Origin of the sequence: Actinophytocola sp., from assembly GCF_045807065.1 — a bacterium.
GTDB lineage: Bacteria > Actinomycetota > Actinomycetes > Mycobacteriales > Pseudonocardiaceae > Actinophytocola.
In genome coordinates, this window is the sequence record NZ_JBJMIE010000609.1 from 1 (window position 1) to 25,742 (window position 25,742).

28 protein-coding genes and 1 pseudogene are annotated in these 25,742 nt (G+C 67.9%); 15 read left to right on the forward strand and 14 right to left on the reverse strand.

Features of this window, described 5'->3' with window-relative positions; all coding sequences use genetic code 11:
* The 3 genes from ACJ73U_RS35695 to ACJ73U_RS35705 all read right to left on the reverse strand — a co-directional run.
* Window positions 1-641: hypothetical protein (locus tag ACJ73U_RS35695; RefSeq protein WP_407782173.1), on the reverse strand; the 641-nt coding region annotated here is incomplete at its 3' end.
* Between the two features lie 117 nt (window positions 642-758).
* Complete coding sequence (locus ACJ73U_RS35700; RefSeq protein ID WP_407782174.1) at window positions 759-3,311, reverse strand: EAL domain-containing protein; 2,553 nt, start codon at window positions 3,309-3,311, stop codon at window positions 759-761.
* A 65-nt stretch (window positions 3,312-3,376) separates the two neighbouring features.
* Window positions 3,377-4,570, reverse strand: coding sequence for an NADP-dependent malic enzyme (locus tag ACJ73U_RS35705; protein WP_407782175.1), 1,194 nt, complete (start codon window positions 4,568-4,570; stop codon window positions 3,377-3,379).
* Between the two features lie 224 nt (window positions 4,571-4,794).
* Here ACJ73U_RS35705 and ACJ73U_RS35710 point away from each other — a divergent pair, with 224 nt between their 5' ends.
* Window positions 4,795-5,400 carry a dTDP-4-dehydrorhamnose 3,5-epimerase family protein gene (locus ACJ73U_RS35710; RefSeq protein ID WP_407782176.1) on the forward strand — a complete coding sequence of 202 codons (606 nt, stop codon included), beginning with the start codon at window positions 4,795-4,797 and terminating at the stop codon, window positions 5,398-5,400.
* Here ACJ73U_RS35710 and ACJ73U_RS35715 read toward each other — a convergent pair.
* On the reverse strand, window positions 5,373-5,693 hold the full coding sequence (locus ACJ73U_RS35715) for a S26 family signal peptidase (RefSeq protein WP_407782177.1): 321 nt from the start codon (window positions 5,691-5,693) through the stop codon (window positions 5,373-5,375). The genes ACJ73U_RS35710 and ACJ73U_RS35715 overlap by 28 nt on opposite strands.
* Window positions 5,694-5,775: 82 nt before the next feature.
* On the opposite strand from ACJ73U_RS35715, the gene sodN reads away from it, so the two are divergent.
* Window positions 5,776-6,183: a superoxide dismutase, Ni gene (sodN, locus tag ACJ73U_RS35720; RefSeq protein ID WP_407782178.1), complete on the forward strand. Its 408-nt coding sequence runs from the start codon at window positions 5,776-5,778 to the stop codon at window positions 6,181-6,183.
* A 1,039-nt stretch (window positions 6,184-7,222) separates the two neighbouring features.
* On the forward strand, window positions 7,223-9,613 hold the full coding sequence (locus tag ACJ73U_RS35725; RefSeq protein WP_407782179.1) for an NACHT domain-containing protein: 2,391 nt from the start codon (window positions 7,223-7,225) through the stop codon (window positions 9,611-9,613).
* A 63-nt stretch (window positions 9,614-9,676) separates the two neighbouring features.
* Here the strand turns inward: ACJ73U_RS35725 and ACJ73U_RS35730 are convergent, their stop codons facing one another.
* Entirely contained in the window at window positions 9,677-10,087 is a 411-nt protein-coding gene (locus ACJ73U_RS35730) for a VOC family protein (RefSeq protein WP_407782180.1), read from the reverse strand.
* Window positions 10,084-10,869: a hypothetical protein gene (locus tag ACJ73U_RS35735; protein WP_407782181.1), complete on the reverse strand. Its 786-nt coding sequence runs from the start codon at window positions 10,867-10,869 to the stop codon at window positions 10,084-10,086. The genes ACJ73U_RS35730 and ACJ73U_RS35735 overlap by 4 nt, the downstream gene beginning before the upstream one ends.
* A 157-nt stretch (window positions 10,870-11,026) precedes the next feature.
* On the opposite strand from ACJ73U_RS35735, the gene ACJ73U_RS35740 reads away from it, so the two are divergent.
* The 7 genes from ACJ73U_RS35740 (at window position 11,027) to ACJ73U_RS35770 (ending at window position 14,202) form a co-directional block, all read left to right on the forward strand.
* Window positions 11,027-11,461, forward strand: coding sequence for a hypothetical protein (locus ACJ73U_RS35740; protein ID WP_407782182.1), 435 nt, complete (start codon window positions 11,027-11,029; stop codon window positions 11,459-11,461).
* Complete coding sequence (locus tag ACJ73U_RS35745) at window positions 11,458-11,934, forward strand: hypothetical protein (protein ID WP_407782183.1); 477 nt, start codon at window positions 11,458-11,460, stop codon at window positions 11,932-11,934. The genes ACJ73U_RS35740 and ACJ73U_RS35745 overlap by 4 nt, the downstream gene beginning before the upstream one ends.
* Window positions 11,912-12,169, forward strand: a complete 258-nt coding sequence (locus ACJ73U_RS35750) for an AMED_5909 family protein (RefSeq protein WP_407782184.1) — start codon at window positions 11,912-11,914, stop codon at window positions 12,167-12,169. Before ACJ73U_RS35745 ends, ACJ73U_RS35750 begins: the two co-directional genes overlap by 23 nt.
* Window positions 12,166-12,684, forward strand: coding sequence for a helix-turn-helix domain-containing protein (locus ACJ73U_RS35755; protein ID WP_407782185.1), 519 nt, complete (start codon window positions 12,166-12,168; stop codon window positions 12,682-12,684). Before ACJ73U_RS35750 ends, ACJ73U_RS35755 begins: the two co-directional genes overlap by 4 nt.
* Before the next feature lie 65 nt (window positions 12,685-12,749).
* On the forward strand, window positions 12,750-12,977 hold the full coding sequence (locus ACJ73U_RS35760) for a hypothetical protein (protein WP_407782186.1): 228 nt from the start codon (window positions 12,750-12,752) through the stop codon (window positions 12,975-12,977).
* Between the two features lie 147 nt (window positions 12,978-13,124).
* A complete protein-coding gene (locus ACJ73U_RS35765; protein ID WP_407782187.1) occupies window positions 13,125-13,736 on the forward strand; it encodes an acid phosphatase in 612 nt (203 codons plus the stop codon).
* Window positions 13,729-14,202, forward strand: a complete 474-nt coding sequence (locus ACJ73U_RS35770; RefSeq protein WP_407782188.1) for an N-acetyltransferase family protein — start codon at window positions 13,729-13,731, stop codon at window positions 14,200-14,202. The genes ACJ73U_RS35765 and ACJ73U_RS35770 overlap by 8 nt, the downstream gene beginning before the upstream one ends.
* A gap of 58 nt (window positions 14,203-14,260) precedes the next feature.
* On the opposite strand, the gene ACJ73U_RS35775 is transcribed toward ACJ73U_RS35770, so the two are convergent.
* Both ACJ73U_RS35775 and ACJ73U_RS35780 read right to left on the reverse strand, forming a co-directional pair.
* Window positions 14,261-14,983: a S1 family peptidase gene (locus ACJ73U_RS35775; RefSeq protein WP_407782189.1), complete on the reverse strand. Its 723-nt coding sequence runs from the start codon at window positions 14,981-14,983 to the stop codon at window positions 14,261-14,263.
* Window positions 14,984-15,080: 97 nt separating this feature from the next.
* Window positions 15,081-15,485, reverse strand: a complete 405-nt coding sequence (locus tag ACJ73U_RS35780) for a hypothetical protein (protein WP_407782190.1) — start codon at window positions 15,483-15,485, stop codon at window positions 15,081-15,083.
* Window positions 15,486-15,545: 60 nt separating this feature from the next.
* On the opposite strand from ACJ73U_RS35780, the gene ACJ73U_RS35785 reads away from it, so the two are divergent.
* Entirely contained in the window at window positions 15,546-16,481 is a 936-nt protein-coding gene (locus tag ACJ73U_RS35785; protein WP_407782191.1) for a diacylglycerol/lipid kinase family protein, read from the forward strand.
* A 240-nt stretch (window positions 16,482-16,721) separates the two neighbouring features.
* Complete coding sequence (locus ACJ73U_RS35790; protein ID WP_407782192.1) at window positions 16,722-16,976, forward strand: WhiB family transcriptional regulator; 255 nt, start codon at window positions 16,722-16,724, stop codon at window positions 16,974-16,976.
* Between the two features lie 703 nt (window positions 16,977-17,679).
* Here the strand turns inward: ACJ73U_RS35790 and ACJ73U_RS35795 are convergent.
* The 5 genes from ACJ73U_RS35795 to ACJ73U_RS35815 form a co-directional block, all read right to left on the reverse strand.
* Window positions 17,680-19,170 (reverse strand): sensor histidine kinase, encoded by a 1,491-nt coding sequence (locus ACJ73U_RS35795; RefSeq protein ID WP_407782193.1) that lies wholly within the window; start codon window positions 19,168-19,170, stop codon window positions 17,680-17,682.
* Window positions 19,171-19,173: 3 nt separating this feature from the next.
* The gene (gene rsrA / locus ACJ73U_RS35800) at window positions 19,174-19,458 is read right to left on the reverse strand and encodes a mycothiol system anti-sigma-R factor (RefSeq protein ID WP_407782194.1); all 285 of its coding nucleotides are present in this window, start codon (window positions 19,456-19,458) and stop codon (window positions 19,174-19,176) included.
* Entirely contained in the window at window positions 19,455-20,111 is a 657-nt protein-coding gene (locus tag ACJ73U_RS35805) for a sigma-70 family RNA polymerase sigma factor (protein ID WP_407782195.1), read from the reverse strand. The genes rsrA and ACJ73U_RS35805 overlap by 4 nt, the downstream gene beginning before the upstream one ends.
* A 90-nt stretch (window positions 20,112-20,201) precedes the next feature.
* Window positions 20,202-20,813, reverse strand: a complete 612-nt coding sequence (locus ACJ73U_RS35810; protein WP_407782196.1) for an alpha/beta family hydrolase — start codon at window positions 20,811-20,813, stop codon at window positions 20,202-20,204.
* Between the two features lie 18 nt (window positions 20,814-20,831).
* The gene (locus ACJ73U_RS35815; protein ID WP_407782197.1) at window positions 20,832-21,584 is read right to left on the reverse strand and encodes an SOS response-associated peptidase; all 753 of its coding nucleotides are present in this window, start codon (window positions 21,582-21,584) and stop codon (window positions 20,832-20,834) included.
* An 81-nt stretch (window positions 21,585-21,665) separates the two neighbouring features.
* On the opposite strand from ACJ73U_RS35815, the gene aroA reads away from it, so the two are divergent.
* The 3 genes from aroA to ACJ73U_RS35830 all read left to right on the forward strand — a co-directional run bounded on the left by aroA (window position 21,666) and on the right by ACJ73U_RS35830 (window position 24,859).
* Complete coding sequence (gene aroA, locus ACJ73U_RS35820; protein WP_407782198.1) at window positions 21,666-22,937, forward strand: 3-phosphoshikimate 1-carboxyvinyltransferase; 1,272 nt, start codon at window positions 21,666-21,668, stop codon at window positions 22,935-22,937.
* Complete coding sequence (rsgA, locus tag ACJ73U_RS35825) at window positions 22,934-23,959, forward strand: ribosome small subunit-dependent GTPase A (protein ID WP_407782199.1); 1,026 nt, start codon at window positions 22,934-22,936, stop codon at window positions 23,957-23,959. The genes aroA and rsgA overlap by 4 nt, the downstream gene beginning before the upstream one ends.
* 81 nt (window positions 23,960-24,040) lie before the next feature.
* Window positions 24,041-24,859, forward strand: coding sequence for a hypothetical protein (locus ACJ73U_RS35830; RefSeq protein ID WP_407782200.1), 819 nt, complete (start codon window positions 24,041-24,043; stop codon window positions 24,857-24,859).
* Between the two features lie 664 nt (window positions 24,860-25,523).
* Here ACJ73U_RS35830 and ACJ73U_RS35835 read toward each other — a convergent pair.
* Window positions 25,524-25,742 (reverse strand): annotated as a pseudogene (locus ACJ73U_RS35835) (hypothetical protein); the annotation flags it as partial.

Here is a 25,742-nt window from a genome sequence, read left to right on the forward strand (position 1 = left end):
CCGGCAAGCATACGGGCTGCGCGTCTCATGGCCTCGGCGTGCAGGGAGGCTACCGCCTTGAACGAGGGCAGACCGCGTCCGCTGAACCACTCCGGCGGTTGGCTGAACACGACCACCGGTACGTCGCGTTCGATGTTCGTTAGGTACTCCGCGAGCTTTTCGGCACCTTCCTCACCCCGGAAGACCAACGGCTCGGTGGTGAGTGGAACATCGCGACTGTTCGCGTCGATACCGTCCTCGATCACGTCCCTCACGAAGCGAGGCGCTCCGATCACGACACCGTCGAGTGAGTCATGGGAGACCGCGTCCACATCAACCCAGAAATACGTGTCCGCGCTGTTCGTCTCGGCTCGCACCGCTGGCCCCTGCCACATTCGCAAGGTGGTGGTCCAGCGGGACTGGTCATCTCGCTTCTCGACGAATGTGCCGTTGACAACCCGTCCCACCTGAGCGTTGGGATCTTCCAACATCTCGTCGCGGAGGTGAAAACTGAACCCGTCGTCCGCCGTCTGCTCGTCGGATTGTGTGGTATTCAATAAACCGTTGGTCTTATCGCGGACCCAACTGCAGAAACGATCGCTGGCTTGATCTATCAGGCCATCTCGGCTGTCAGTCCATATCGCACGGTAGAAAACCGCCATCCGAACTTTCCTCCCAGTGCCGAAACCGGAGGAAGGCAGTCTAGTCACCGATCGTGGCGGAGCATGACACGCCACGCGTTTCACTCGAACGAGCGGTTACCGAGCCACGCCACTTCCTCAGGAGCCGCGGGGGACGGTGAGCGGGCCGCGGCGGAGTAGTTCGCGGAACTCCTTGGCGGGCAGCGCCTTCGACAGCAGCCAGCCCTGGTACGCCTCGACGCCGATGCTGCGCAGCACGTGGAACTGGGACTCGGTCTCGACGCCCTCCGCGACACAGGTCCGGCCCATCGCCCTGGCCATGTCCACCAGCGCGCGCACGACCGCGAAGTCCGACGCCTCCTTGGCCACCCCGGACACGAACGCCCGGTCGATCTTGATGATCTGCGCCGGCAGCTCCTTGAGCCGCGCCAGCGACGAGTATCCGGTGCCGAAGTCGTCGACGGCGAAGCGGATGCCGCGTTCGGTCAGCGCCTCCATGGCCTTGCGGGTGCGGGACGGCAGGTCGATGAAGCTCGTCTCGACCAGCTCCAGCACCACGCGGTCCCAGTCGATCCCCGTCTCGGCGATGGCCGAGGACACGATCTCGGTGAACTCCGGGTCGCCCGGCACCAGGCCGGCCAGGTTCACGGCCACGCCGACCCCGCCGCCCAGCACGCCGCCCGCCATCATCGGCCACTTCACGGCCTCGGCCAGCGCGGTCCGCAGCACCCAGCGGTCCAGCTCACGCAGCAGGTCGCCCTGCTCGGCGACCGGCAGGAACTCGCCGGGCGGCAGCATCCCGCGCTGCGGGTGCGGCCAGCGGACCAGCGCCTCCGCCTTCAGAATCGTCCCGTCCGGGGCGACCACCGGCTGGTAGTGCAGCACGAGCCCGTCGTTCGCGATCGCGTCGCGGAGCTGGCCCTCCAGCATCATCTGGCTGTTCGCCGAGGCGATGAGCGCCTCGCTCGCCAGCTGCACCCGGCCGGTGCCCTGCCGTTTCGCGGAGAACATCGCGGCGTCGGCGTAGCGCAGCAGGTCGGCGGCGGAGGTCTCCCGGCCGGTCGGCGTCGCCGCGCCGATCGTCGCCGACACCCGTAACAGCTGCCCGCGGACCGGCACCACCGCACGCAACAGCTGCGCGACCCGGTTGGCCAGCGCCTCGACGCCCCCGACCTCCGACACGTCCGAGCAGATCACCACGTACTCGTCGCCGGACATCCGGCCGGCCGTGCACGACGGCGGCAGCCCCCGTTCGAGGCGCCGCGCCAGCGCGATGATCAGCTCGTCGCCGACGTCGTGGCCGAGGGAGTCGTTGACCCGCTTGAAGTTGTCGACGTCGCAGAACAGCAGCGCCACCTGGTCGGCTTCCGGCCCGCCGAGCAGCTGGTTGAGCAGTTCGTTGAGGGCGGCCCGGCCCGGCAGGCCGGTCAGCTCGTCGTGCGTGGCCTGGTAGCGCAGGCGTTCGGCGGCCCGGCGGCGCTCGGTGACGTCGGAGAACACGACGAGCCAGAACCGCTGCCCGTCGTCGGCCACCGAGACCGTCACGTTCAGCTCGCAGTACACGGCCTTTCCGGACGCCGTGACCAGCACGCGCTGCCCGGCCCTGGTGTCGGCGCCCGGCCGGGACGACGCGCCGGCGAACAGCGACTGCCCGCGGTCACTCGGGTGGGTGAGGTCGGCGGCGGCCGTGCCACGTAACCGGTCGAGGTCCATCTGGAGCAGGCGGCACAACGCGTCGTTCGCGTCCACCAGGCGCTCGGCCTCGTCGAACAGCCCGATGCCGACCGGTGCGATCGCGACCAGGTCGGAGAAGCGCTGCGACGAGCGCATCATGCGCGTCTCGGTCGAGCGCTGTTCCGTGACGTCCTGGGCGGTGCCGATCATGACCGGCCCACCGTGGTCGGTGTCCAGCGCGGCACCCCGGCAGCGGAACACCTTCCGCGTGCCGTCCGGCAGCACGGCCCGGTGCTCGCACTCGACCGGCCGGCCGTGCCGCGCCAGGTCCTGCCAGCGCTGGTCCACCCACGCCCGGTCCTCGGGGTGCACCAGGCTGAGGTAATCCGTGTAGGTGATCGGCGTACCCGGTTCGACGTTGAACAGCTCGTAGAGCATCGAGGACCAGATGCATTCACCCGTCTCGGTGTTCCACTCCCAGGTGCCCATGCGTGCGACCCGCTGGGCGTCGCCGAACAGGCGCCGGTCCTGGCTCGCCCGCAGCTCGGCGGCCCGGAACCGGGTGACGTCCTGGACGGTGCCGGTCGCACGCACGATGGTGCCCGCCGCGTCGAACTCGGGCCGCGCCCTGACCTGGTAGATGCGGTCGCCGGCCGGGTTGCGGACCTCGACCTCGGTCGGCAGCGGCTCCTGCCCGGCGATCAGTCGGGCGTTGAAGACCCCGAGTACCGACTGGTCGTCGGCGAAGACCATGCGCATGGCCTCGCTGACCGTGCACTTCGCCGGGATGTCGCACATCTTGCGCATGCCCTCGGAGAAGTACGCCGAGCCGGCCACCAGATCGACACCCCAGATGCCGATCTCGGCGATCTTCTCCACTCCGGCGAGCAGTTCCAGGGCATGCTCCGGCGTCTGGGCGACCGTGTCGACCAGCGGGTCCCCGATGTGGGGCACCGTGGACTCGCCGGTCGGCTGCTCGCTGAAGAGCCGGTCGGCACGCACGACGTGCTCGGCCACCACGCCATCCTCTCGCCCGCATGCCCCGACGGGTCGGACGCAGCGCCGATCTTCCCGCCGGTGCCTTAGGCTACTCCGTCTTCTTTCGCGGCTTGCGCCACAGCTGCCGCGACTTCCGGCGCGACCCGGGGGTCGACCGCACTCGGCACGATGTAGTCCGCCGACAGGTCCTCCTGCGCCACCGCGAAGATGGCCTCCGCGGCGGCGAGCTTCATGTGCTCGGTGATCTTGCGCGCGCCCGCGTCCAGGGCACCGCGGAACACCCCGGGGAACGCGAGCGAGTTGTTGATCTGGTTCGGGAAGTCACTGCGACCGGTTGCCACGATCGCGGCATGCCTACGCGCCACTTCAGGGTGAATCTCCGGTGTCGGGTTCGACAGCGCGAACACGACGGAGTCACTCGCCATGGTGGCGATCAGCTCTTCGGGGACCGTCGAGCCGGACAGGCCGACGAACACGTCCGCGCCCCTCAGCGCCTCCGCGAGGCCGCCGCGGAGGCCGGCCTCGTTGGTGCGGGTGGCCAGCTCGGTCTTCCACGGGTTCATGCCGTCGCGGCCCTCGTGCAGGATGCCGCGCGAGTCGACCACGGTGAGGTCGCCGGCGCCGGCGGAATGCAGGATGTTCGCGCAGGCCACGCCCGACGCACCGGCGCCGGCGATGACGATCCGCTGGTCGGAGATCGGCTTGCCGAGCACCGCGTTGGCGCCCTTGATGGCCGCGAGCAGGATGATGGCGGTGCCGTGCTGGTCGTCGTGCATGACCGGGCAGTCCAGGGCCTCGATCACGCGCTTCTCCAGCTCGAAGCAGCGCGGCGCGGAGATGTCCTCGAGGTTCACCGCGCCGAACGACGGGCGCAGGCGGACCAGGGTCTCGACGATCTCGTCCACGTCGGTGGTGTCGAGCACCAGCGGGATGGAGTTGAGGCCGCCGAACGTCTTGAACAGCGCGGACTTGCCCTCCATGACCGGCAGCGCGGCGCGCGGGCCGATGTCGCCGAGGCCGAGCACGGCGGTCCCGTCGCTGACGACGGCGACGAGGCGGCTGGTCCAGGTGTACTTGTTCACGAGTGTGGCGTCCGCGGCGATCGCGCTGCTCACCTTCGCCACGCCGGGCGTGTAGGCGATGGACAGCGCACGCGAGTCGGTGATGGCGCGCGGTACCGAGACGTCCAGCTTGCCGCCCTCGTGGGCACGGAAGATCTCATCGTCGGTGATGGGCGTGTTCAGCTCGGTGGCCAGCGGGTCGTTCACGGTGGTCATTGCGTCCCTCCTGCGGGCAGATGCGGGAGCCGGGTGGCATTGCGAAAGGTTGGCTCCGCTTCCTCGCGGCGTGGTCGGACATCGATTGGGTGACACCGATGTGGGGGACCTCTGCCGGGCACGTCAGCCGCCACGCCGCTTTGTTAGGGCGAGCGACCGCGGACGCTGCGGTGTCTCACAGTGTAGACATAAGTGCGTTCGGGCGTCGCGTACCCTCCGTCGCTATGGATGTGCGGGAGCTGGCGGTCCCAGGTGCCTTCGAGTTCACCCCTCGGACGTTTCCGGACGAGCGCGGGGTGTTCGCTTCGCCGTACCAGGAGGCCGCGTTCGTGAAGGCGGTCGGCCACCCGATGAGGCTGGCGCAGTTGAACCACTCCAGGTCGCGGCGCGGGAGCCTGCGAGGACTGCACTTCGCGGACGTGCCGCCGGGGCAGGCGAAGTACGTGTACTGCCCGACCGGCGCGCTGCTCGACATCGTGGTGGACATCCGCGTCGGCTCGCCCACTTTCGGCACGTGGGACGTGGCGGAGCTGGACTCGGTGCACTTCCGCGCAGTCTACCTGCCGGAGGGCGTCGGCCACGCGTTCGTGGCGCTCGAGGACGACACGGTGATCTCGTACCTGTGCTCGACGCCGTACAACCCGCCCGCCGAGCACGGCGTCTCGCCGCTGGACCCGGCGCTCGGCCTGCCGTGGCCAACCGACCTCAAGCTGGTGCTCTCGCCGAAGGACGCCGCCGCCCCGACCCTGGCCGAGGCCGAGTCGTCGGGCCTTTTGCCCTCCTACGAGGACTGCCAGGCGCGCTACCGGGAGCTGAGAAGTCTGGGCTGAGGCCAGAGCCGGGCCACCACGACGCCGTGGACCCGCGCGGGCCCGAGGTCGCGCGAGTCGGTCGAGGCGTAGGGGTTGTCCCCCTCGACGTGCCACCCGTCCGGGTCGGCCGTGGTGGCCCGCTTGACCGACACCTGCCCAGGCCGCGTCACCCACGTGACCACCACCACATCACCCCTCCGTGGTCGCCGCCGGTTCCGCACCAACACGACGTCACCACTCCTGAGCGTCGGCGCCATGGAAGGCCCGAGCACCCGGATCCGCCGGTAGGGCAGCCACCCCAGGGGGTTCATTCGATCACCTCCGCCGTGAACGCCCAGCTTGCCGGGAGTAGTGTCCGAACTGTCGGAGCGTCAACCCTGATCAGGAGGAAAGATGCGACTCCTGTCGCGCATTCTCGGCCCACGCCTGGAGGCCACCGCACACTGCGACCTTCCGTGTGGCGTGTACGACCCGGCGCAGGCCCGCATCGAGGCCGAGTCGGTGAAGGCCATCCAGCAGAAGTACCAGGACAACGAGGACCCGGAGTTCCGCACGCGCGCGATCCTGATCGCCGAGCAGCGGAGCGAGCTGGTGAAGCACCACCTGTGGGTCCTGTGGACCGACTACTTCAAGCCACCGCACTTCGAGAAGTACCCCAACCTGCACGAACTGTTCAACAAGGCCACCAAGGCCGCCGGCGCCTCCGGCACCAAGGGCTCCATGGACCCGGCCACCGGCCAGCAACTGCTGGACTACATCGCCGAGATCGACAAGATCTTCTGGGAGACCAAGCAGGCCTGAGGCCAAGCAGTCGTAAACGACGCTGACCAGCGGATATGTGTTCCGTCGGTCGGCGTCGTTTCTCGTTGTTGGGTGACCTGCGACGGCCTGGAGACGGCCTGATCTTGGTCGCAATCGGGACCTGCCGCGTGGTCAGCTCGGTCAGCTCAGGGCAGGGATCACAAGACGAACTGGTTGGGGCTGACTGAGCCTCCGCGCATGCGTGATGCCCCCATCCTCTAGCACGACTTGAGTGGGGGTGGCACCTACTCGCCGCCGTTCCCCCCTCGCCCTGGCCGTCCTTAACGCCGGCTCGTCGGGGTCAAGCGGCGAGCGAAGCGAGATCGCGCCAGCGACGCCGATCAGGCGCCCTTGATGCCGGCGGGCCGGCGTTGAACGATCACCGGACGTGTGAGGGGACGGCCTTCGTGGAGCGCTGATGCCAAGCCGGCTCGTGGGTGAGGCGCGGTGCTGCCCTGATCGCCGGCCGGCGGCCGTAAGCGGAGCGGCAGGCCGTCCGGCCTGGCGGCGGCGCGAAGCGCCGCCCTTGATTCCATAGAGCCAAGTTCAGCAAGCAACGACAACCCCGCGTTGTCGTCCCGTAGATGCTTGACACTCCTGTGTCACCTGATGCTTGACGCAGTCCCCTGCGGCGTAAGCGTGCGTTTGCACCGCTGCTGACGCTGCCGTGTGTCGATCTAGCTTCGGAGTGACGCCGGGTAGATCACAGGTGACTGGAGGCTGAGAAAGAGGCTCTGATGACATCGTGGTGAGTCGACTGCTGGTCAATCTTGACGGGCGTGGTTGGTATGCGCTGCGCTTACTTGCGCCGTCGGGAGCCTCGCTGCCTGCCGGCGCCAGCCGGTCGCCTTCGAGAGTCAGGCCTACATGGCGGCATCCCAGTCCTTCTCCGGCTGTTAACCGTCGATGATTGATCACGCCACCAAAGGTAGAGCCAACGTCTACAGTCCCACCTCTGTAGCGGTGGCGACGTCGCCGGTAAGGCCGGGAAGCTCAAGATGTACCGGGAAATCGCCAGTGCTTCTGTAGACTCTTCGCCGTGTGGCGGACTGTGGTAACAACCCTGAACGCGGTGCTGTTGGCTGTGTTTGTCAATCTTGCAACGAACGGGTGGAATCCATGGATTGTGGCCTGCGTAGTTGTGCTTGTGGTTGTTTCGATTGTCATCGAGATGCGGAGGGGCAGGACCACAGTGCCCGCATCCGTCGACGCGACCCTAGGTACGGCTGTTACCGACCTTGCGAGGGCAGTCGCTGAGCAGTGGCAGATCGAGGCGGAGGCTCGGCGTGTTCATGATCCGCGGCCGCTGAACGTGTCATGGCACGCGGTATTCGGAAAGCGGGTCGATCATTCGCGCAATATCCGCAGCGACGATGCGGCTGCCGGTGGAATCGCGTTGACGGGCACACCTAACCGCATCTATGACGTATTCGAGCGGTTACCCGCGGGACGCCTGGTGATTCTGGGGCCGGCCGGATCGGGAAAGACGATTCTGATGATGCAATTCGTCCTCGATTTTCTCAAGTCCCGCCGCGACGAGGATCGGGTGCCAGTGATGTTCAGTATGCGCAGCTGGGACCCGGAGATTCCGCTTCGGACCTGGCTGGCGAATCAGCTGATCCGCGACTATCCGGGTCTAGCCGCGCCGGGTCCCGGTGGAGCAAACCTGGCGGCCGCGCTAGTGGCCGGTGACCGGATCCTGCCCATTCTCGACGGCTTCGACGAGATCGGCAGTGGACTACACCGGGCCGTGCTCGAGGCACTGAATGCGACGACGATGCCACTGCTGTTGACCAGCCGCCCCCCGGAGTACAACGATGCGGTCGACGGCACACGCGTCCTGGGAAAGGCAGCGGTAGTGGAGCTCGACGAGCTACGGTTCGACGACGTGACTGACTATTTGACGCGGAGCAGTACCACAACCACGTGGGTGCCTGTCCTGCGGCGCATCACGACAACCGATCCGCTGGTGGCAGTACTGACAAACCCCCTGATGATCATGCTGGCTCGCACCATCTACAGCGACACGCCAGATCAACAGCCGGACGAACTGCTCGACCGGGATCGCTTCGACACGAAGAAGAAGATTGAGCAGCATCTGCTGGAGGCCTACCTGTCCGCGGTGTATCGACCCGTCGTGGGGCGGCGAAACTGGCGAAGCGAACGTGCAGAGCGCTGGCTGTGGCATCTGGCGCGCATGAACACGTCAAACCTGGCGTGGTGGCAGCTGGGCAGGACAGCGGCCCGGTCGACCCGGAGCCTTCTGGTCGGGTCGGTGGTCGCGATCTCGTGCGGTCTGACTGTGTGGTCCCAGACGAATCTCGAACTCGGGATTGCCTCCGGTGTGGCGATTGCTGTCTCAATAGGGGTGGTCACTGGCGTGCGTCTTCGGGCATCAGCCCGGTATCTGGCCGGCATAGCCGGTGGGACCTTGTTCGGGGCAATCATCGGCGTGTTGCACGGCGCGGGGCTTGAATACTGGCTTCCGGCTGGTTTTCTTATCGGGCTTGTATTGGGCATCCCGGTCAGTCTCTCCGGCGGCGTGGAGCCTGGCCCGGCGCGTGTACGCCAGCCGATTCGAAGGCCCGCGTCGCGGACGACGAGTCAGATCAGGACGGTGTCCATGATTACCGCCGGTTTGACGATCGGAATTATACTTGCAAAATGGGGCGATGGTGACTCAGAGCTCATTCCCGGTCTAATTGGCGTCGCTTTTGTTTGCGGGTTCATCGGGATCGTAGTGTGTAGCATAAGCAATATCTTTGAGCCTGTAACCGAAAAGGACATCAAGGGCGAGGTTCTTCGTAGATGGCGCGAGAGTCCGATTATTGCCTTGTTTGCTGGAGGGGGCGCAGTAGCACTTGTGTTCTCCCTGTCCATCGAGCGAATGACGACCGGCGCCTTTGTTGGGTACTTTATCTTCGGCAGCGTGCTTGCGCTCGTGCTACGGTTCGTCGTTCGGTTCGTTCGCGGCTTCGAAGCGCCCATCGACATCGGTGTGGTGGTCAGTCCAAAGCTCCTGCTGGCGGCGGATCGCCGCAACGCCGTATTTCAGTCGCTCGTACTCGGACTGGTGGGCGCGTTGTTGATCGGGCCGGTCGTGGGCTTTGGGTCCGGTCTTGCCACCGCAGGGCTCCGGGCGGCACTGGTGGCCGGTCTTCTGTTCGGGGTCATTAGGCTGTCCGGCAGCGCATGGGGTCGATGGCTTCTCATCGCGCGGGTGTGGCTGCCACTAACGGCCCGGCTGCCCTGGGCTTTGCCGACCTTTCTTGAGGAAGCCCATTATCGCGGCGTCTTCCGACAGGTAGGCGCCGTATACGAGTTCCGCCACGACCGGCTGCGAGAGTATCTGGTTGATCAGCGTCCGAATGCGAACGGAACGCCGAGTCGACCCGTCGTCCATAGTGAGTCGGCGGTGTCGCGTCCGTGACCACGCCTTGGGACGCAGCCAGGACCGCATCATACATGCACCGTCTGCACGACGCTGTCGAAATCAATTTCGCGACTCCCTCCGACGTTGAGCAAGTAGGCCGGGGAACTCGGGTTGAAGCACACAGAACTCGTTTCTCCATGGGTCGCGCATTACCCAGAAGTCAAAGCCCCGTTCGTTTTGGTGATCCCAACGGATTGCGCCGAGTGCTTCAAGGCGGCGTACTTCGGCCTCAACATCGTCGGTTTCGAGGTCGAGGTGCATGCGCTCCTTGGCGGTCTTGGGGTCGTTGGTGAGTTGGAGTAGAACGCGTATTTCGGAGTCGGGGAGGCGTAGGCGGCGGTAGACCTTGCTGCTGTCTGGGTTGATGGGTTCTTCTGTGGCGTCGAGGGCGGCGGACCAGAAGGCAACGCCCTGGTCGAGGTCGGCGACGTCGATGACGAAGTGGGCTACTCGGCTGACGTGTGGGCTCACGACTTGCCAGTGTCTACGAGGTGTTGAACGACCTTGTGGGCTAGGTCCTCGGTGCGGGCGATGACGCCCCAGCCGGTGACTACGAGGCCGTCGTAGCTCATGCCGGTCCAGCGGCCCCAGGCGTGTTCGCCGTGGGGGTGGAGGGCTAGGTACATGGTGCCCTTGGACCGTACGGCTCCCTCGGTTGATCGGTACCACCCCAGTAGGGCCTCGTTGTCCCAGATGCGTAGTTCGCCGTGCCAGCGGTAGCTGCCTTCGGCCGGTGCCCTGTCGGCGCTGAGGTGGAGTCGCTCTCCTTGTTGGTCGACTCTCAGTGCGTGGGTGTCGATGCGGGGTACGTCGTCCTTGGACGTCTGCCAGGCGCACCACCAGTCACCGGACAGGTCTAGTTCGTGGTTGACCACGTCACTTGTGCCGGTTTGCCGGGCCGGTGTCGAGGTGGCTGGTGACGGTGTTGGCGTGGAGACTGTGGTGCCGGGTTTCGGTACGACGTTGAGGCTTCCGCGGTAGGGCTGGAAGAGTTGTTCGACGCCCCAGTCGGGGAACATGGCTTCCAGTACGCGGCAGTGGTGGGAGTACGGGAGTTTGGTTAGTTCGCCGGAGAGCCAGCGGTAGAACTGGGCCTTGCTTGGGCTGGTGTTTGTCAATTCGCGGTCTATCTTCGCGGCGACCTTGTTGTACTCGCGCGCGAACGCGCTGTAGACCTGGAGATGGCGCTGCTTGAGGAGCACCTTCAACAAAAGTGCGGCCCCGGTCTCGTTGACCCCGTTGTCGCTGGTCACGAGACCAGAGTAGCACGAATACGAGACAAGTCGAGACTCGTTGGGTCCACTTGGGACGAGACGGGACCGTCATGGTGTCCGGACAAGACTCAAGATCGCCGATTGTGTACTCAGTCGCCCTGAACGGGGCGGCGCTACGAGAAGGGTACACATCGAAATGGCTATTCCTCGAGGACACCGATTCCCTATCGAATTCGCGGATGCTTTTCCGCAAGGACTCGTGTTGATGGGTGAGGTCGCGCCGGACACCGAGTACCAGTCACGGGAGGACAGGGCTTCGGGGCGGCCTGTGCGACAGCGGGTCGACGACCTGACCGGCAAGCGGCAGTGGAAGGCGACGGTCACCGACCCCAACGAGCCGAACGCCAAGCGGGCCTCGTTCGAGGTCACGTTCCTGACGGATGTGCAGCCGGTGCCTGCCACGGCCGAGGTGCGGCCGGTCGAGTTGGACGGCGTGACGGCTGAGCCGCGCGTCGCCGGTAACGGCGAGTTCAAGTACCAGTCGTACCTCTTCCGGGCCAACGGGTTCCGTGCTGCTGGTGCGGCGGGCGGCACGCGCAGGCCCCCTGAGTCCGGCAGCAAGGCCGCGTGAGGCACGAGATGAGTGCCGGGTGGGGCGAGACGGGAGCGCTGATCGAGTCGGCCATGTTCGGCGGTCGGTCGGCTTCCGTCCGCTCGGCTGCGGCCGGAAAGGCTGTGGTTGAGATGGTGCCGGACTACTTGATCGGCCATTGGGAGAGCGCCTACGACTCATACAGAGCCGCCTCTGAGATGGTCGATGTGTCGGTTCCCGGGGACAACGCGGCGGCGGAGCAGATGGCGAACGCATCTCACGCTGTTGCGGCGGCGTGGCGGGACATCGCTGTTGAGACGAGTCTGCCGTGGTGGTCTGCCGCTGCGGTGACTACCGCCGCGCAGGCGTTTGATCAGCAGGCGCAGGACTGGGCAGCACGTGTTAGGCACGGACGGCAGTACGCGGTCTCCGGTGATGGTCGGAGGCGGCGGCCGGCGTATCCGATCGCGGTGCGGGACGACCAGGCCGGTGGTGTTCCCGATGCGGGTTGATCAAACGCCGTCGACGTTGCAAGAGGCACACGAGCTGCTGTGGCGGGCACGCCCACGGGCGGATGCGGATCCGCAGGAATGGGCGGCGTTCCACCGGCACAGCGCGACGGTGTACGCAACCACAGCCAAGGTCGACCTGCGCCACCGCTACGAGGCAACCCAATGCGCCGGCCTGGAGATGCGCAAGGCACGCGACATCGAGCACCGACTCAACCTCGGCGGTGATGACGAATGAGTCCGCTTGCTCCTGACGAGTTCGACGGCGAGACGATCACCCGGGCGGTCGGTGAGGAGTTGCGGCGGGTACGTGAGGCACGCGGCATGTCGCGGTGTCAGCTCGTAGGCATGCTGCCGTCAGGGATCGGTGAGCGCACCCTGTTGTCCTACGAACACGGGGCCCGTCAGCTCACGGTGCTGCGGCTTGCCGAGCTGAGCTGGGCGCTGGGGGTCGATGCACCGACGGTGTTCGGACGTGGTCTGCAACGGGCGAAGCTCCTCGTCCAGAGCCTGACGCTCGCGGTTGACCTACACGCGCTGCTGGCTGACGAGCGGGTCACGTTCCGGCCCCTCGCGCAGTGGGCCAAGAACACGCTCAACGACCACCCAGACGGCGTCGTGGAGGTCCAGCCGGACGTGGTGCAAAACCTCGCCCGCTTCATCGGCTGCACACAGCAGGAACTCACCGATCACCTCGTGCGGTTCACCCCCGACATCGACAGTGGTGACCGGAGGCCCGCAGAGCGCACGTAACATGAAGTCTCAGTAGACGGTTCGCTCGGTTGTGGCTGCTCGACTAGGGCGAGTCGATCAAGGCCGTGGCCGAGTGGCTGGGACACGCCGATCCGTCGTTCACGCTCAAGATCTACACGCACCTGATGCCGAGCAGTGCCGACCGGACCAAGAGCGTGATCGGGAACCTGTACAGCCGGCGGCCTGAGAAGGCCTCGGACACGGCCCGGGTGATTGATAAGTCGAGTAGTGGCAGCTCAGAGGCACTTTGGGGACAGATCGACAAGATCTTCTGGGAGACCAAGCAGGCCTGAGGAAGACCACGCCGAAACGGCGCTGACCAGCGGAAAACCTCCGTCGGTCGGCGCCGTTTCTCGTTGTCGGGTGGGTTTGACAGGCCGATCTCGGTCGTCGGGGTCTGGAACGAGCACGGGGCCGGGTGGCAGGCGACAATCTGAGCCATGTCCGCGCACCTGTACCTGCTCCGCCACGGGGAGACCGAGTGGTCGCTCAGTGGGCAGCACACCGGCCGAACCGACATCCCGCTCACCCCCAACGGGGAGAAACGGGCCGCCGAGGCCGGGCGCATGCTCGCCGGTCTGCGGGGTGACAACCCGCTGGCCCTGGTGATGTCCTCGCCGCGGTCGCGGGCCGTGCGGACCGCCGAGCTGGCCGGGTTGACCGTCACCGAGGTGAGCGAGGACCTCGCCGAGTGGGACTACGGCGACTACGAGGGGCTGACCACGCCGCAGATCCGGGAGACCGTGCCCGGCTGGACGGTCTGGACGCACCCCTGCCCGAACGGCGAGACCGTCGACCAGGTCGGGGCGCGGGCCCAGCGCGTCCTGGCCCACGTGCGGGAGAAACTGCGCGACGGGGACGTCGTCCTGGTCGGGCACGGGCACTTCGGGCGCGTGCTCGTCGCCACCTGGCTCCAGCTGCCGCCGACCGAGGGTGTGCGGTTCGCGCTTGACGCGGCCGGCGTGTCCGAGTTGGGTGACGAGCGAGGCGTGCCGCAGATCCGCCGGCTGAACGTGCCTCCCCTGCCAGAGCGAGGATTCCCGCATGCATGAGATCCGCCGGGCTCGACCGTCCGATGTGGACGCGGTGGTCGAGCTGGTGCACGCGCTGGCCGCGCACGAGGGCGCGCCGGAGAAGTGCCATCTGACGCCGGAACAGCTGCACGAGGCCCTGTTCCGGCCAGCGCCGGCACTGTACGGGCACGTGGCCACTGTGGACGATCACGTCGTCGGATATGCCTTGTGGTTCCTGAACTTCTCGACCTGGCGCGGCACGCACGGGATCTACCTCGAGGACGTGTTCGTCCGTGCCGAGCACCGGGGATCCGGGCTGGGCAAGGCGTTGCTGTCCACCCTGGCCGCCGAGTGCGTCGCGCAGGGGTACACCCGGCTGGAGTGGGTGGTGCTGGAGTCGCTCGCGTCGACGATCGAGTTCTACAAGTCGATCGGCGCGGTGCCGATGGCGGAGTGGAAGCTCTTCCGGCTCACCGACGAGCCGTTGCGACGGCTGGGTTCCTAGCGAAGGGAAACGCCGCGCCCGCGGACGGACGCGGCGTTCCCGTGCCCCCGCAGGAGGGTCAGACGCCCGCGACCGAGGCGATCCAGTCCCGGTACACCGTCAGGTTGCCGTACGCCGTGAAGCTCTGCCGGTCGCTCGTCGACGCCACGCCCACCTGCACGTAGCTGCCGTCCGGTGCGGTCGAGAACATCGGGCCGCCCGAGTCGCCGCCGGCCGTGATGCCGTCCACGCGGTTGGCGCACACCGCCGTGCCGCCGCGGTAGTCCGAGCAGCTGATCGACGACACGCTCACGTTCGCGACCTTCAGGTACTGCGACTGGCACTCGATCTCCGGGCGGTCGGTGCACGTCGCGCCCCAGCCGTAGACCTGGACGGTGTTGCCGACCGACACCGCACCCGGGCTGCCGAGCGGCGAGTACGTCGCGCTCACCGCGTGGTCCAGTTCGACCAGCGCCAGGTCCGCGGTCGGGTGCGTGTGGATGGACACGCCGGTCGCCGACTCACCCTGGGTCTGGTCCAGGCTGCCGATGTGGAACGTGTACGTGCCGCTGCTGGCGACACAGTGCTGAGCGGTCAGGACCCAGGTCGGCGCGATGATCGTCGCCGAACAGTTCTCCTGGCCGTTGACGAACAACCGCGCCGCCCAGGGGGCGTTGGTGGCGTTGCTGCCGTCGATGATCGCCGGGCTGACCGTGCCCGGTCCGTCGGCACCGGCCTGCGGTGACATGAACACCGCCAGTGCCACACCCGCCAGAGCCGCCCCGACACGACTGAGACGCATTGCTGATCACCTCGATACCGCGACACATGGTCGCGGAGCAGGGTTAACAAGGACCTGTTCAGGGTCACTCGTTCGAGGGGATCCTCACTACCCGCCGTTAGTCTGGTTCCTTGTCCGAGCCCGTCCGGTCCATGACCCAGTCCCGGGCACGGGGGTTGAGCAGCAGGTACAGCACCGCCAGGCACGCGACGGCGACCGGGATGCCGTACTCCGGCCGGCCGGACGGCACGGTCGCGTACCCGGCGACGGCCAGCAGCAGGAGCTGGATGACCACCACGGGGCTGCGGGCGCCGCGCTTGCCGAGCACCAGGGCGATCCCGAACCCGATCACCGCGGCCGCCAGGATCGCGAAGAACGCGGCCTCGCCGTAGCGGTCACTCGGCCGAAGGACACCCGGCTGGACCAGCAGTGCGACCGCGAACGCCAGTCCGCCGAGCCCTTCCAGACCGACGATGCCGCCGGCCACGCGGACGGTCGTCGGGGCGCTCGGATCTCCTGGCACGTTGTGTGGCCTTCCCCGCGTGTACGGACAGACGGCCCGAATCGTAGCTACGCTGCCGTTGTGCGTGCTGTGCTGGTGGTGAACCCCAAGGCGACCGCGACGACCGCGGCCGGTCGGGACGTGCTGGCGCACGCGCTGGCCAGCGAGGTCAAGCTGGACATCGTCGAGACCGACTACCGCGGCCACGCGATGGCCGCGGCCGCGCAGGCCATGGTGGACGGTGCCGACCTGGTGGTCGCGCACGGCGGCGACGGCACGGTGAACGAGGTGGTCAACGGGCTGCTGGCGAGCGGCCCGAGCAGCTCGGTGCCGATGCTGGGGATCGTGCCGGGCGGGTCTGCGAACGTGTTCGCGCGGTCGCTGGGCCTGCCGCGGGACCCGGTCGAGGCGACGCACGAGCTGCTGCACGCCATCGTCGATGGTCGCCGGCGACGGGTCGGGCTCGGCCGCATCGAGCCGGACGCGCCGGGCGAGGCGCCGCGGTGGTTCACCTTCAGCGCGGGCGTCGGCTGGGACGCGGACGTGGTGGCCGAAGTGGACCGCAGGCGGGGGAAGAAGGCGAGCCCCGTGCTGTACATGCGGGTCGCGCTGACCCAGTACCTGAGACCGGCGCACGGGCAGCCACGGTTGAAGGTTGAAATTCCTGGCGAGGAAGCGGTGTCCGGCCTGCGGCTCGTGTTCGTGTCCAACACGGACCCGTGGACCTACATCGGTGCCCGAGCGGTCCACCTCAACCGGGGCACGGGGCTTGATCGCGGGCTCGGCGTGTTCGCCTTGCGTAGCCTGGCTTTACCGACCGTGATCCGGCACCTCCGTCAGGCGATCAGTCGAAAGGGTGAGACGCGTGGGCGGAAACTGCTCCGCCACGACGACGTCCCCGCACTGCGCATAACGAGCGAGACCCCGGTCCGAGTTCAATGCGACGGCGACCTCATAGGGTCCCGGACCTGGGTGGAAATTTCGGCCGTGAGGCATGCGCTCACCGTTGTCGGGTAGCCCTACTTCTTGACCAGGAGTAAGCGACCGACGGTAGTGGCCGACGAGACGTACCTGTGATCTAATTGTGACTCTGCGCAGCTGCAAGCCTCTGACGTCGAGCTTTCGGGTGAGTTCACGCACTCGCTGATGAAGAGGTCTTGACATATGGCTGGTTCGTGAAAGCATTCACAAGCACCCCAACGACCGGTTGACGACAAGAGGCGCACCGGAACGCGCCCGAGCGAGGAGCAAGTAGAAATGGACTGGCGCCACAACGCGGCCTGCCGTGACGAGGACCCCGAGCTGTTCTTCCCCGTGGGAACCAGCGGTCCTGCCATTCTGCAGGTTGCCCAGGCGAAGGCCGTTTGTCACCGCTGCACCGTCGCTTCCGACTGCCTGACCTGGGCGCTCCAGAGCGGTCAGGATGCGGGCGTCTGGGGCGGGATGAGTGAGGACGAGCGCCGCGCGCTCAAGCGCCGCAACGCGCGTGTCCGCACCCGCAGCAACATCTGACGAGCGAAGCAAAAGCCGTCAAGGCCCGGTACCGAGACAGGTACCGGGCCTTCGTGTTTCTCCGGCACGAAGTTGAACGGCAGATGAACGAAGTCCGTTGACACCAAGGGAAGTAGCGTCACACCGCGCCCGAGCCGCGGGCTGCCGACCGGTGTTCTGGTGCCAGCGAAGGGGGTCGAGTGGCACCCGACGGCACGAGCGACCGCTCACCGACGCTGGGCCGCCGCTCACCGGAGTCAAGATCGCGCCGAGGAGCGCTAATCAACCGCTGGCCGACGCACAAAAGCCATTCATCGAACTTCGAAGGTCAACTAGGCGGAATTGAGTGGGGTACGACTAAAGCAGGAATGCCACTCAACGAGGCCGAAACGCCATTGAACGATGTCGCGACTCGCGATCCCAAGCCACTCAATCCCAGAGCCCCGCTAATCACTTCGAACAGGCCCGGCCGGCTGCCACGAACCGCCTGTCTTAGATCACGACCGGGCGTCCGCGACCGTCAAGCCCCTCGAGCGCTTCCTGACGATCACTCACGTTCCGGACGCACCTTCCACGGCCGGCTGATGGAGCTGGAGGCACGTCGGGGGCTGGCTGATGTTGTCCGGTGTGGTGCGACTGGCAGCGGTTTCGAGTCGAGGCCGACGAAAACCGCTGGTCAGGGGAGGTTTGTGAATAACTTTCGCGAGCGAGTTGTGCTTTCGCGTCAGCGGCGGTGGGACAGGGGGACGCGGAGTTGGGCTTCGGTGCCGCCTCGTTCCCTGCGGCGTAGGGACAGGGAGCCGCGTAGTTCCGAGTCCACCAGGGTGCGGACGATCTGTAGGCCCAGGCCGTTCGAGCGTTCGAGGGAGAAGCCACGTGGGAGGCCTCGGCCGTCGTCGGTCACCGAGACGTCCAGCCAGCGGGCGGAGCGTTCCGCGGACACGATGACCTCGCCGCTCGCGCCCGGTGGGTACGCGTGTTCCACGGCGTTCTGCACCAGCTCGGTCAGCACCATCACCAGCGGGGTCGCCACCTCCGCGGCCACCACGCCGAACTGGCCCGTGCGGCGGACGCGGACGTGGTTCTCCGCCACCGCCACGTCGCCCACGACGGGGATCACCTTGTCCACCAACGAGTTCAGGTCCACCCGCTCGTCCACCGACGTCGAGAGCGCCTCGTGCACCGCCGCGATCGCGGCTACCCGGCGGACCGACTCGCCCAGTGCGGTGCGGGCCTCCGCGCTCGCCGTGCGACGGGACTGCAGCCGCAGCAGCGCCGCCACGGTCTGGAGGTTGTTCTTCACCCGGTGGTGGATCTCGCGGATTGTCGCGTCCTTCGACATCAACGCGCGGTCACGGCGCCGGACCTCCGTCACGTCACGTACGAGGACCAGCGCGCCCGCCGCCTTCCCACCGGGGCGCAGCGGCAGGGCGCGGAACAGGACCGCCGCGCCGCGGCCCGACTCGGCCTCCGCGCGCATCGACGGTTGGCCGTCGAGCGCCGCCAGGATGCGTTGGGCGATCTCCGTCGCGTCGAACGGGTCCGCGATCAGGCCGCGGGTCAGCGGGGCCAGGCGCACGCCGACGAGCTCCGCGGGGTGCCCCATCCGGTGGTAAGCCGACTGGGCGTTGGGGGACGCGAACACCACCGCGCCTGTCGGGTCGAGGCGGATCAGGCCGTCACCCACGCGGGGCGAGGTGTGCACGTCCGGAGACGGCTCGGTCGTCGGGAAGCTACCGTCGGCGATCATCTGGCAGAGGTCCGCGGCGATGCCGAGGTACGCGATCTCCAGCGACGACGGCACGCGGGGCACCGCCAGGTCCGTCTCCCGGGACAGCACCGCGATGACCCGGTCGTCATAGGTCACGGGGATCGTCTCGCGGCGGACCGGAACGCCCAGGTACCAGGACGGGTCCTCCTCGCGGCACACCCGGCCCTCGATTATCGCCCTGCGTAGCTGCGGGTGCTCGTCGACACCCACCCGGGTACCGACCACGTCCTCCGGATGGGCGGTCGGGGCGGTGGTCGCGCGGGCCTGCGCCACGCACAGGTACTCGTCGAGCGACGGTCCCTCGCCGACGGGCACCCACATGAGCAGGTCGGCGAACGAGAGATCCGACAGCAGCTGCCACTCCGCGACCACCATCTGCAGGTGGTCCACCTCGCCGCCGGACAGTTTGGTGTGCTCCGCGAGCAGATCCGAGAGGGTGGACAAGGGCTATTCGAGCCCGCCAGGCACGCCGCCCTGCTCGACGACGGTCTTCCTGATCTGGTCTCGAAGCCGCTGCTTGAAGGCCTCGGGGGCGTGCTCACCGCCGCACTTGCGCGCGAGCAGCACCTTCAGGTGCTCCTCGATGCCGTACTGCTCGAGGCACGGGCTGCACTCGTCGAGGTGCTGCTCCAGGAGTCTGCGGCGCTTCTCGTCGCATTCGTGGTCGAGGAAGAGCCACACCTCGGACAGCACCTCCGAGCAGTCGGTCTCGTGCGAATCGCCGCAGCTCATGATCCGGTCACCTCACGGTCCGCCGACCGCAGGAAACCGCGGTCATGTGCGACCCCTGCCAGCAGGTCGCGGAGCTGCCGCCGGCCACGGTGCAGTCGAGACATCACCGTGCCGATCGGCGTGTGCATTATCTCCGCGATCTCCTTGTAAGCGAAGCCCTCGACGTCCGCGAGGTAGACGGCCAGCCGGAACTCCTCCGGCAGCTGCTGCAACGCCTCTTTGACGTCGTTGTCGGGCAGCCGGTCCATGGCCTCGATCTCGGCGGAGCGCAGCCCGGTCGACGAGTGCGACTCGGCCTGCGCGAGCTGCCAGTCGGTGATCTCCTCGGTCGGCGACTGCTGAGGCTGCCGCTGCCTCTTCCGGTACCCGTTGATGTAGGTGTTGGTGAGGATGCGGTACAGCCACGCCTTGAGGTTCGTGCCCGCCGAGAACGACGAGAACGCGGCGTACGCCTTGAGGTAGGTCTCCTGGACCAGGTCCTCCGCGTCGGCCGGGTTGCGGGTCATCCGCAGCGCGGCGGAGTACAGCTGGTCGAGCATCGGCATGGCGTCGCGTTCGAAGCGCTCCGCCCGCTCCTGCTCGGTCTCAGCCTGGGGGGTTGGCTGGGTTTCGGTGCTCGGCACCGTGCTCCCTTCCAGTAGGAACTGTCCCATCTTCTGGATCGAATGGGACCCCTGTGAGGATACGCGGCGGGTCTGGGTCAGCACGTACCCGTCAACGCTGGGTTCCCCCTGGTCATTCCCTCAATCAAGGGGTCGCAGGATCCGGTCCAGCCATTCCTCCACGGCCCGGAAAACGCCGGTCACGTCCTTTTTCAACGAGTGGTCACCAGGCAGGACGACGATCTCGCGGTGGTGCGCCGGCCCCGGCATGCCGAACGGGTCGGACTCGCCCTGGACCACCAGGGTGGGCACCGTCACGGCGTCCAGCTCCGGCATGCGGGTCTTGTCCGGCCTGCCCGGCGGGTGCACCGGGAACGCGAGGCACAGCACGGCCACGGCCTGACCGTCCGCGGCCGTCCGGCAGGCCACCCGAGCACCTGACGACCTGCCGCCGAACACCAGCGGCGCGTCGCGGAACCACTCCGCCGACAGCTCCTCCGCGACCGCCAGCCACGCGGCGTCCAGCTGTGTGGCGGGTGCGGGCGCGCGCCGGCCGGCGACCCGGTACGGCTGCTCCACCAGCGCGACGTGCACGCCGGCCGTCGCCGCGGCCCGGGTCGCGGCGACCAGGTCGGGCGCGCCGACCCCGCCGCCGGCGCCGTGTCCGAGCAGCAGCCCGGCCCGGCCCTCCGGGGCGCAGTGCAGCTCCGCGCGGGCCGGGCCGTGCGGGGTGTCGATCGTCAGCGTCGTCATGTGGTTCTCATGGGCTCGTCATTCGTCGAACAGGGTGAGATCCGCCTTGTCCTCCTCGCGCTCCAGCAGCTCGGGGCCGTTGTTGCGGACATTGTTGACCTTGGTGGACACCGGGCGCAGCTCGAGCGAGGAGACCAGCTCGGGCGACGGCGGTGTCGCGAGTAACTCCGTGACGTCCTCGATGTCCGGGTCGAGCCAGGCCTCCCACAGGTCGGGCGTCAGGAGCTTCGGCATCCGGTCGTGGATCTCGCTCAGCTGCCCGACGGCGTCGGTGGTCAGCACGGCGGCGCTCACCACCCGCGGCGCGTCCTCGTGGGCCGGGTCGCGCCAGACCGTCCACAGACCCGCCATGGCGATGCTGTGCCCGTCCGGCCTGGTCATGAAGAACGGCTGCTTGACCTTGCCGTCCCGCTTCCACTCGTACCAGCCGTCGGCCGGCACGAGGCAGCGGCGCTTGGCCACCGACGTGCGGAACGCCGAGGTGGTGGCGGCCGTCTCGGCCCGCGCGTTGATCATCCGGGCACCGATCGACATGTTCTTGGCCCATGACGGGATCAGGCCCCAGCGCATGACCCGCAGGCTGCGCACGGTCGTCGACGGGTCCGGCTCGCCCTCGTCGTCGCGAGGGTGGCGCTGCACGACCGCCACCACGTCCTTGGTCGGCGCGACGTTGTAGTCCGTAGCCGGGGCGTGGTCCTCCGTGGCGTCGAGCGCGTCGAACTCGGCCGCCAGCGCGGCCGGGTCCTTGGTGGCGGCATACCTTCCGCACACGTCAATCACCTCCTGCCGGCATCGTGTCATTCCCCACCGACAGTCTGCACCGCGCGAGCCCGGGTGCGGGATCATCGTCCTATGAACCTGCCCTGGGCCGCGCCGTTCGCCACCGGGCCCGTCCACGCGACCGTGGCCGTGCCGGGCTCGAAGTCGATCACCAACCGCGCGTTGCTGCTCGCCGCGCTGAGCGAGCGGGGCGGCACGTTGACCGGCGCGTTGCGCAGCCGCGACAGCCGCCTGATGATCGACGCCCTGCGGGCACTCGGCGTGCCCGTCGACGACGCCGGGGACCAGGTCGTCGTCGGTGCGCACCAGGGGTTGCGCGGGCCGGCACGGGTCGACTGCGGGCTCGCGGGCACGGTCATGCGGTTCGTGCCGCCCGCCGCGGCCATCGCCGACGGGGACGTGCACTTCGACGGCGACCCGCGCGCCCGCGAGCGGCCCATGAGCACCGTGCTGGACGCGTTGCGGGCGCTGGGTGCGGCCGTCGACGGCGACACCCTGCCGTTCACCCTGCGCGGCAAGGGCGGCCTGCCCGGCGGCACGGTCACCATCGACGCGTCGGCGTCGTCACAGTTCGTCTCGGGTTTGCTGCTGGCGGGCGCGCGGTACGACGCGGGGGTGACCGTGCACCACGACGGCAAGCCGGTCCCCTCGCTGCCGCACATCGAGATGACCGTGGCGATGCTGCGTCAGGGGGGCGTGACCGTCGACGACACCGAGACCAACACGTGGCGTGTCGAACCCGGCCCGATCGGGTCACGCGACTGGGTGGTCGAGCCCGACCTTTCGAACGCGACGCCGTTCCTGGCGGCCGCGGCGGTCACGGGCGGTTCGGTGACCGTGCCCGGATGGCCTGAGAAGACCGACCAACCCGGTGATGTTTTCGGGGAGATCGCCGCACGGATGGGGTGCGCGGTCGAACGCGACGAGCGCGGGCTGACCGTGACCGGTCCGGAGCGGTTGTCGGGCATCGACGTCGACCTGCACGACGTCGGCGAGCTGACGCCGACCGTCGCCGCGCTGGCCGTGCTCGCGGACTCACCGAGCGTGCTGCGGGGCATCGCGCACCTGCGCGGTCACGAGACCGACCGGCTGGCCGCGCTGGTCGCCGAGATCACCGGTCTCGGCGGTGACGCGAACGAGACCGAGGACGGGCTGGCGATCAGGCCGCGTGAGCTGGGCCCGGGCCTGTGGCGGACCTACGAGGACCACCGGATGGCCACCGCGGGCGCGGTGGTGGGGCTGAAGGTGCCGGGGGTCGAGGTCGAGGACATCGGCACGACCTCGAAGACCCTGCCGGACTTCCCCGCGATGTGGACCCGCATGCTGGGCGGGGTGCAAGGGTGACGGGGCGCGGCCGGAAGTCGGACTGGAAGCGCCTGGACGAGTCGGACGTCCGGGTGCGACCGGGGAAGGGGACCCGGCCGCGCAGCAAGCTCAGGCCAGAGCACGCCGACGCACGCGCGGCCATGGTCACCGGCGTCGACCGCGGCCGGTGGACCTGCGCGCTGGACAGCAGGGCGGACCACCAGGTGGTCGCGATGCGTGCTCGTGAGCTGGGCCGTACCCCGATCGTTGTCGGCGACCTGGTCGATCTCGTGGGTGACACCTCCGGCCGCCCGGACACGCTGGCACGGGTGGTGCGGGTGGCCGACCGGTCGAGCGTCCTGCGCCGCACCGCCGACGACAACGACCCGTACGAGCGGGTGGTGGTGGCGAACGCGCAGCAGCTGCTGATCGTGTGCTCGCTGGCCGACCCCCCGCCCCGCACGGGTTTCATCGACCGTTGCCTGGTCGCCGCGTACGCCGGCGGGCTGAAGCCGGTGCTGTGCCTGACGAAGTCGGACCTCGCGTCGCCGGACCAGGTGATCACGGCGTACGCGGACCTGGACCTGCCCATGCTGGTCACGCGCAGTGACCGCGAGCCGGACGAGGTGCGCGAACGGTTGACGAACCAGGTGTCCGCGCTGGTCGGCCACTCCGGGGTCGGCAAGTCGACGCTGGTGAACAAGCTGGTGCCGGACGCGTTCCGCGCGGTGAGCGCCGTGAGCGCGGTCGGCAAGGGGCGGCACACGTCAACCGCGGCGGTCGCGTTGCCGTTGCCGGCCGGCGGCTGGGTGGTGGACACGCCGGGCATCCGGTCGTTCGGGCTGGCGCACATCGAGCCGGACGACATCGTGGCGGCGTTCCCCGAGTTCCTCGAGCCGGCGGAGGAGTGCCCGCCGAACTGCGGCCACCTCGGGCCGCCGGAGGACCCGGACTGCATGTTGGACGTGGTCACCGCGGAGGGCCAGGCGACGCCGGGTCGCCTGGAGTCGCTGCGCCGACTCCTCGCATCGCGGGCACGGCTGGACGAATACGCCGACTGATAGCAGAACGGGCGACCACACGATCGGGGTTACTCCCATCGGGCTACCCTGTGCGCACCCACGACTGAGGGAGTAATGGCTATGCGCAAGGCAGGCATTGTCCTGTCCGCGTTCGCCTTGGCGGTAACGCTGGGGGCGTGCGGCGGCAACGACAACGGCGGCAGCTCGACCAAGACGACCGGCGGCAACGAGCCGGCAGCGGCGATGAACCTCGTCGACCTGGCGAAGTCACTCGGTGAGAAGACCGAGAAGGCCAGCACCGCGCACATGAAGCTGACCGCGGACGCGGCGGGTGTGTCGATGAACGGCGAGGGCGACCTGAAGTTCGGGGCCTCCGACGCCGCGATCTCGATGGACCTGACCACCTCCGAGGGCTCGATCTCGATGATCCTGCTGGACAGCGTGCTGTACATGAAGCTGCCGCAGGAGCTGACGCCCGGCAAGCCGTGGATCAAGATCGACTCCAGCTCGAACAGCGCCATGGCGAAGGCGCTCGGCTCGATGAACGAGCAGCTGAGCAAGAGCGTCGACCCGCGCGCGACGCTGCAGCAGTTCCAGAAGGCCGGCGAGATCACCGACTCCAACGAGGAGGAGATCGACGGCAAGAAGGTCACGCACTACAAGATCAACGTCGACGTGCAGAAGATGGTCGACCAGCAGACCGACCCGACGGCCAAGGCGGAGATGCAGAAGGCCATCGACGCGGGCATGAAGAACATGCCGGTGGAGGTCTGGATCGACAAGGAGGGCCTGCCGGCCCGCTTCGCGATCGAGATGGCATCCCCCAACGGCAGCGGCGGCACCGCGAAGGTCAAGATGCAGGCCGACTACACGGACTGGGGCAAGCCGGTAGACATCGCCGCCCCACCCGCTGACCAGATTGGCGAACTGCCTGCCTGACAGGGCCTGGCTTCTCGCCCGATCGACCCCCGCCAGTGGCTTGGGCGGGGGTCGATTCGCGTCCAGGGATCGCACGAGAGTCCCATCCTTTCGCCGACCGGACGGGCGAACTGCCTGTCTGAGAACGCTTGCCGCTTGCCGACCGACCGCGCCATTGGCCCGGCGAGGGCCGCTTCGCGGTTCGCGGTTCGCGGTTCGCGGTTCGCGGTTCGCGGTTCGCGCGAGAGTCCCATTCGCTCGCACTGATCGGCTGAAAGTTGTCCACAGGCCTCGCTGACCAGGGATTTTGTCGGCGGCAGCCGGTAGAATGGGACCGGGGCCGGCCCCCGGGATGGGTGGGGGCTGTTCGCAACCATCTGGGCGCGCGTTGATCAAGAAACAGGTCTCGGCCGGGAGGACGCCACGGCATCTGGGTCACGAAAGCCAGCCCGGCGCGGTGCCAAGGAGAGGTGGGCGGGACACCTACGTTTCACGCGCACCATCGAACCCGCCGGTCCCCGGCACACGCATCATCGACCACCGACCACCGCGAACGGCACCGTCGCAGCGCACAAGTTCGGCGACCCAACGACCCCTCGGCGGTGACCGGACCGGCATCTGAACATCGCCGGAGACAACGCCGCCCCCTCCCGAACAAACCCGTCAGGAGAGGGCGGCACCGTCCTCACTTCAGGGTGTACGCGCGGATGATCGTCACCTTCTCGGAGTTGCCGTTCCGGTCAGCGACGCTTGCTCGCAGTGACACGAAGCCCGCGCCGCGCGGGTGGTTGACCGTCGTCTTCCAGTGGCCGTGGTGGCCCGTTACGACTGTGCCGTGCCACGTCTTGCCGTCGTCGAAGGAGATCTCCACCGACGGGGTGCCTACATCACCCAGTGCTGCGAG

Excerpts from the sequence above, each read along its gene's own strand:
- ACJ73U_RS35775 (WP_407782189.1), bottom strand. The coding sequence starts at position 14,983 with ATGCGTCTCAGTCGTGTCGGGGCGGCTCTGGCGGGTGTGGCACTGGCG.
- ACJ73U_RS35810 (WP_407782196.1), bottom strand. The coding sequence starts at position 20,813 with ATGACGACGCTGACGATCGACACCCCGCACGGCCCGGCCCGCGCGGAG.
- sodN (WP_407782178.1), top strand. The coding sequence starts at position 5,776 with ATGCGACTCCTGTCGCGCATTCTCGGCCCACGCCTGGAGGCCACCGCA.
- ACJ73U_RS35755 (WP_407782185.1), top strand. The coding sequence starts at position 12,166 with ATGAGTCCGCTTGCTCCTGACGAGTTCGACGGCGAGACGATCACCCGG.
- ACJ73U_RS35705 (WP_407782175.1), bottom strand. The coding sequence starts at position 4,570 with ATGACCACCGTGAACGACCCGCTGGCCACCGAGCTGAACACGCCCATC.
- ACJ73U_RS35765 (WP_407782187.1), top strand. The coding sequence starts at position 13,125 with ATGTCCGCGCACCTGTACCTGCTCCGCCACGGGGAGACCGAGTGGTCG.
- ACJ73U_RS35710 (WP_407782176.1), top strand. The coding sequence starts at position 4,795 with ATGGATGTGCGGGAGCTGGCGGTCCCAGGTGCCTTCGAGTTCACCCCT.
- rsrA (WP_407782194.1), bottom strand. The coding sequence starts at position 19,458 with ATGAGCTGCGGCGATTCGCACGAGACCGACTGCTCGGAGGTGCTGTCC.
- ACJ73U_RS35715 (WP_407782177.1), bottom strand. The coding sequence starts at position 5,693 with ATGAACCCCCTGGGGTGGCTGCCCTACCGGCGGATCCGGGTGCTCGGG.
- ACJ73U_RS35740 (WP_407782182.1), top strand. The coding sequence starts at position 11,027 with ATGGCTATTCCTCGAGGACACCGATTCCCTATCGAATTCGCGGATGCT.
- aroA (WP_407782198.1), top strand. The coding sequence starts at position 21,666 with ATGAACCTGCCCTGGGCCGCGCCGTTCGCCACCGGGCCCGTCCACGCG.
- ACJ73U_RS35830 (WP_407782200.1), top strand. The coding sequence starts at position 24,041 with ATGCGCAAGGCAGGCATTGTCCTGTCCGCGTTCGCCTTGGCGGTAACG.
- ACJ73U_RS35790 (WP_407782192.1), top strand. The coding sequence starts at position 16,722 with ATGGACTGGCGCCACAACGCGGCCTGCCGTGACGAGGACCCCGAGCTG.
- ACJ73U_RS35805 (WP_407782195.1), bottom strand. The coding sequence starts at position 20,111 with ATGGGACAGTTCCTACTGGAAGGGAGCACGGTGCCGAGCACCGAAACC.
- ACJ73U_RS35770 (WP_407782188.1), top strand. The coding sequence starts at position 13,729 with ATGCATGAGATCCGCCGGGCTCGACCGTCCGATGTGGACGCGGTGGTC.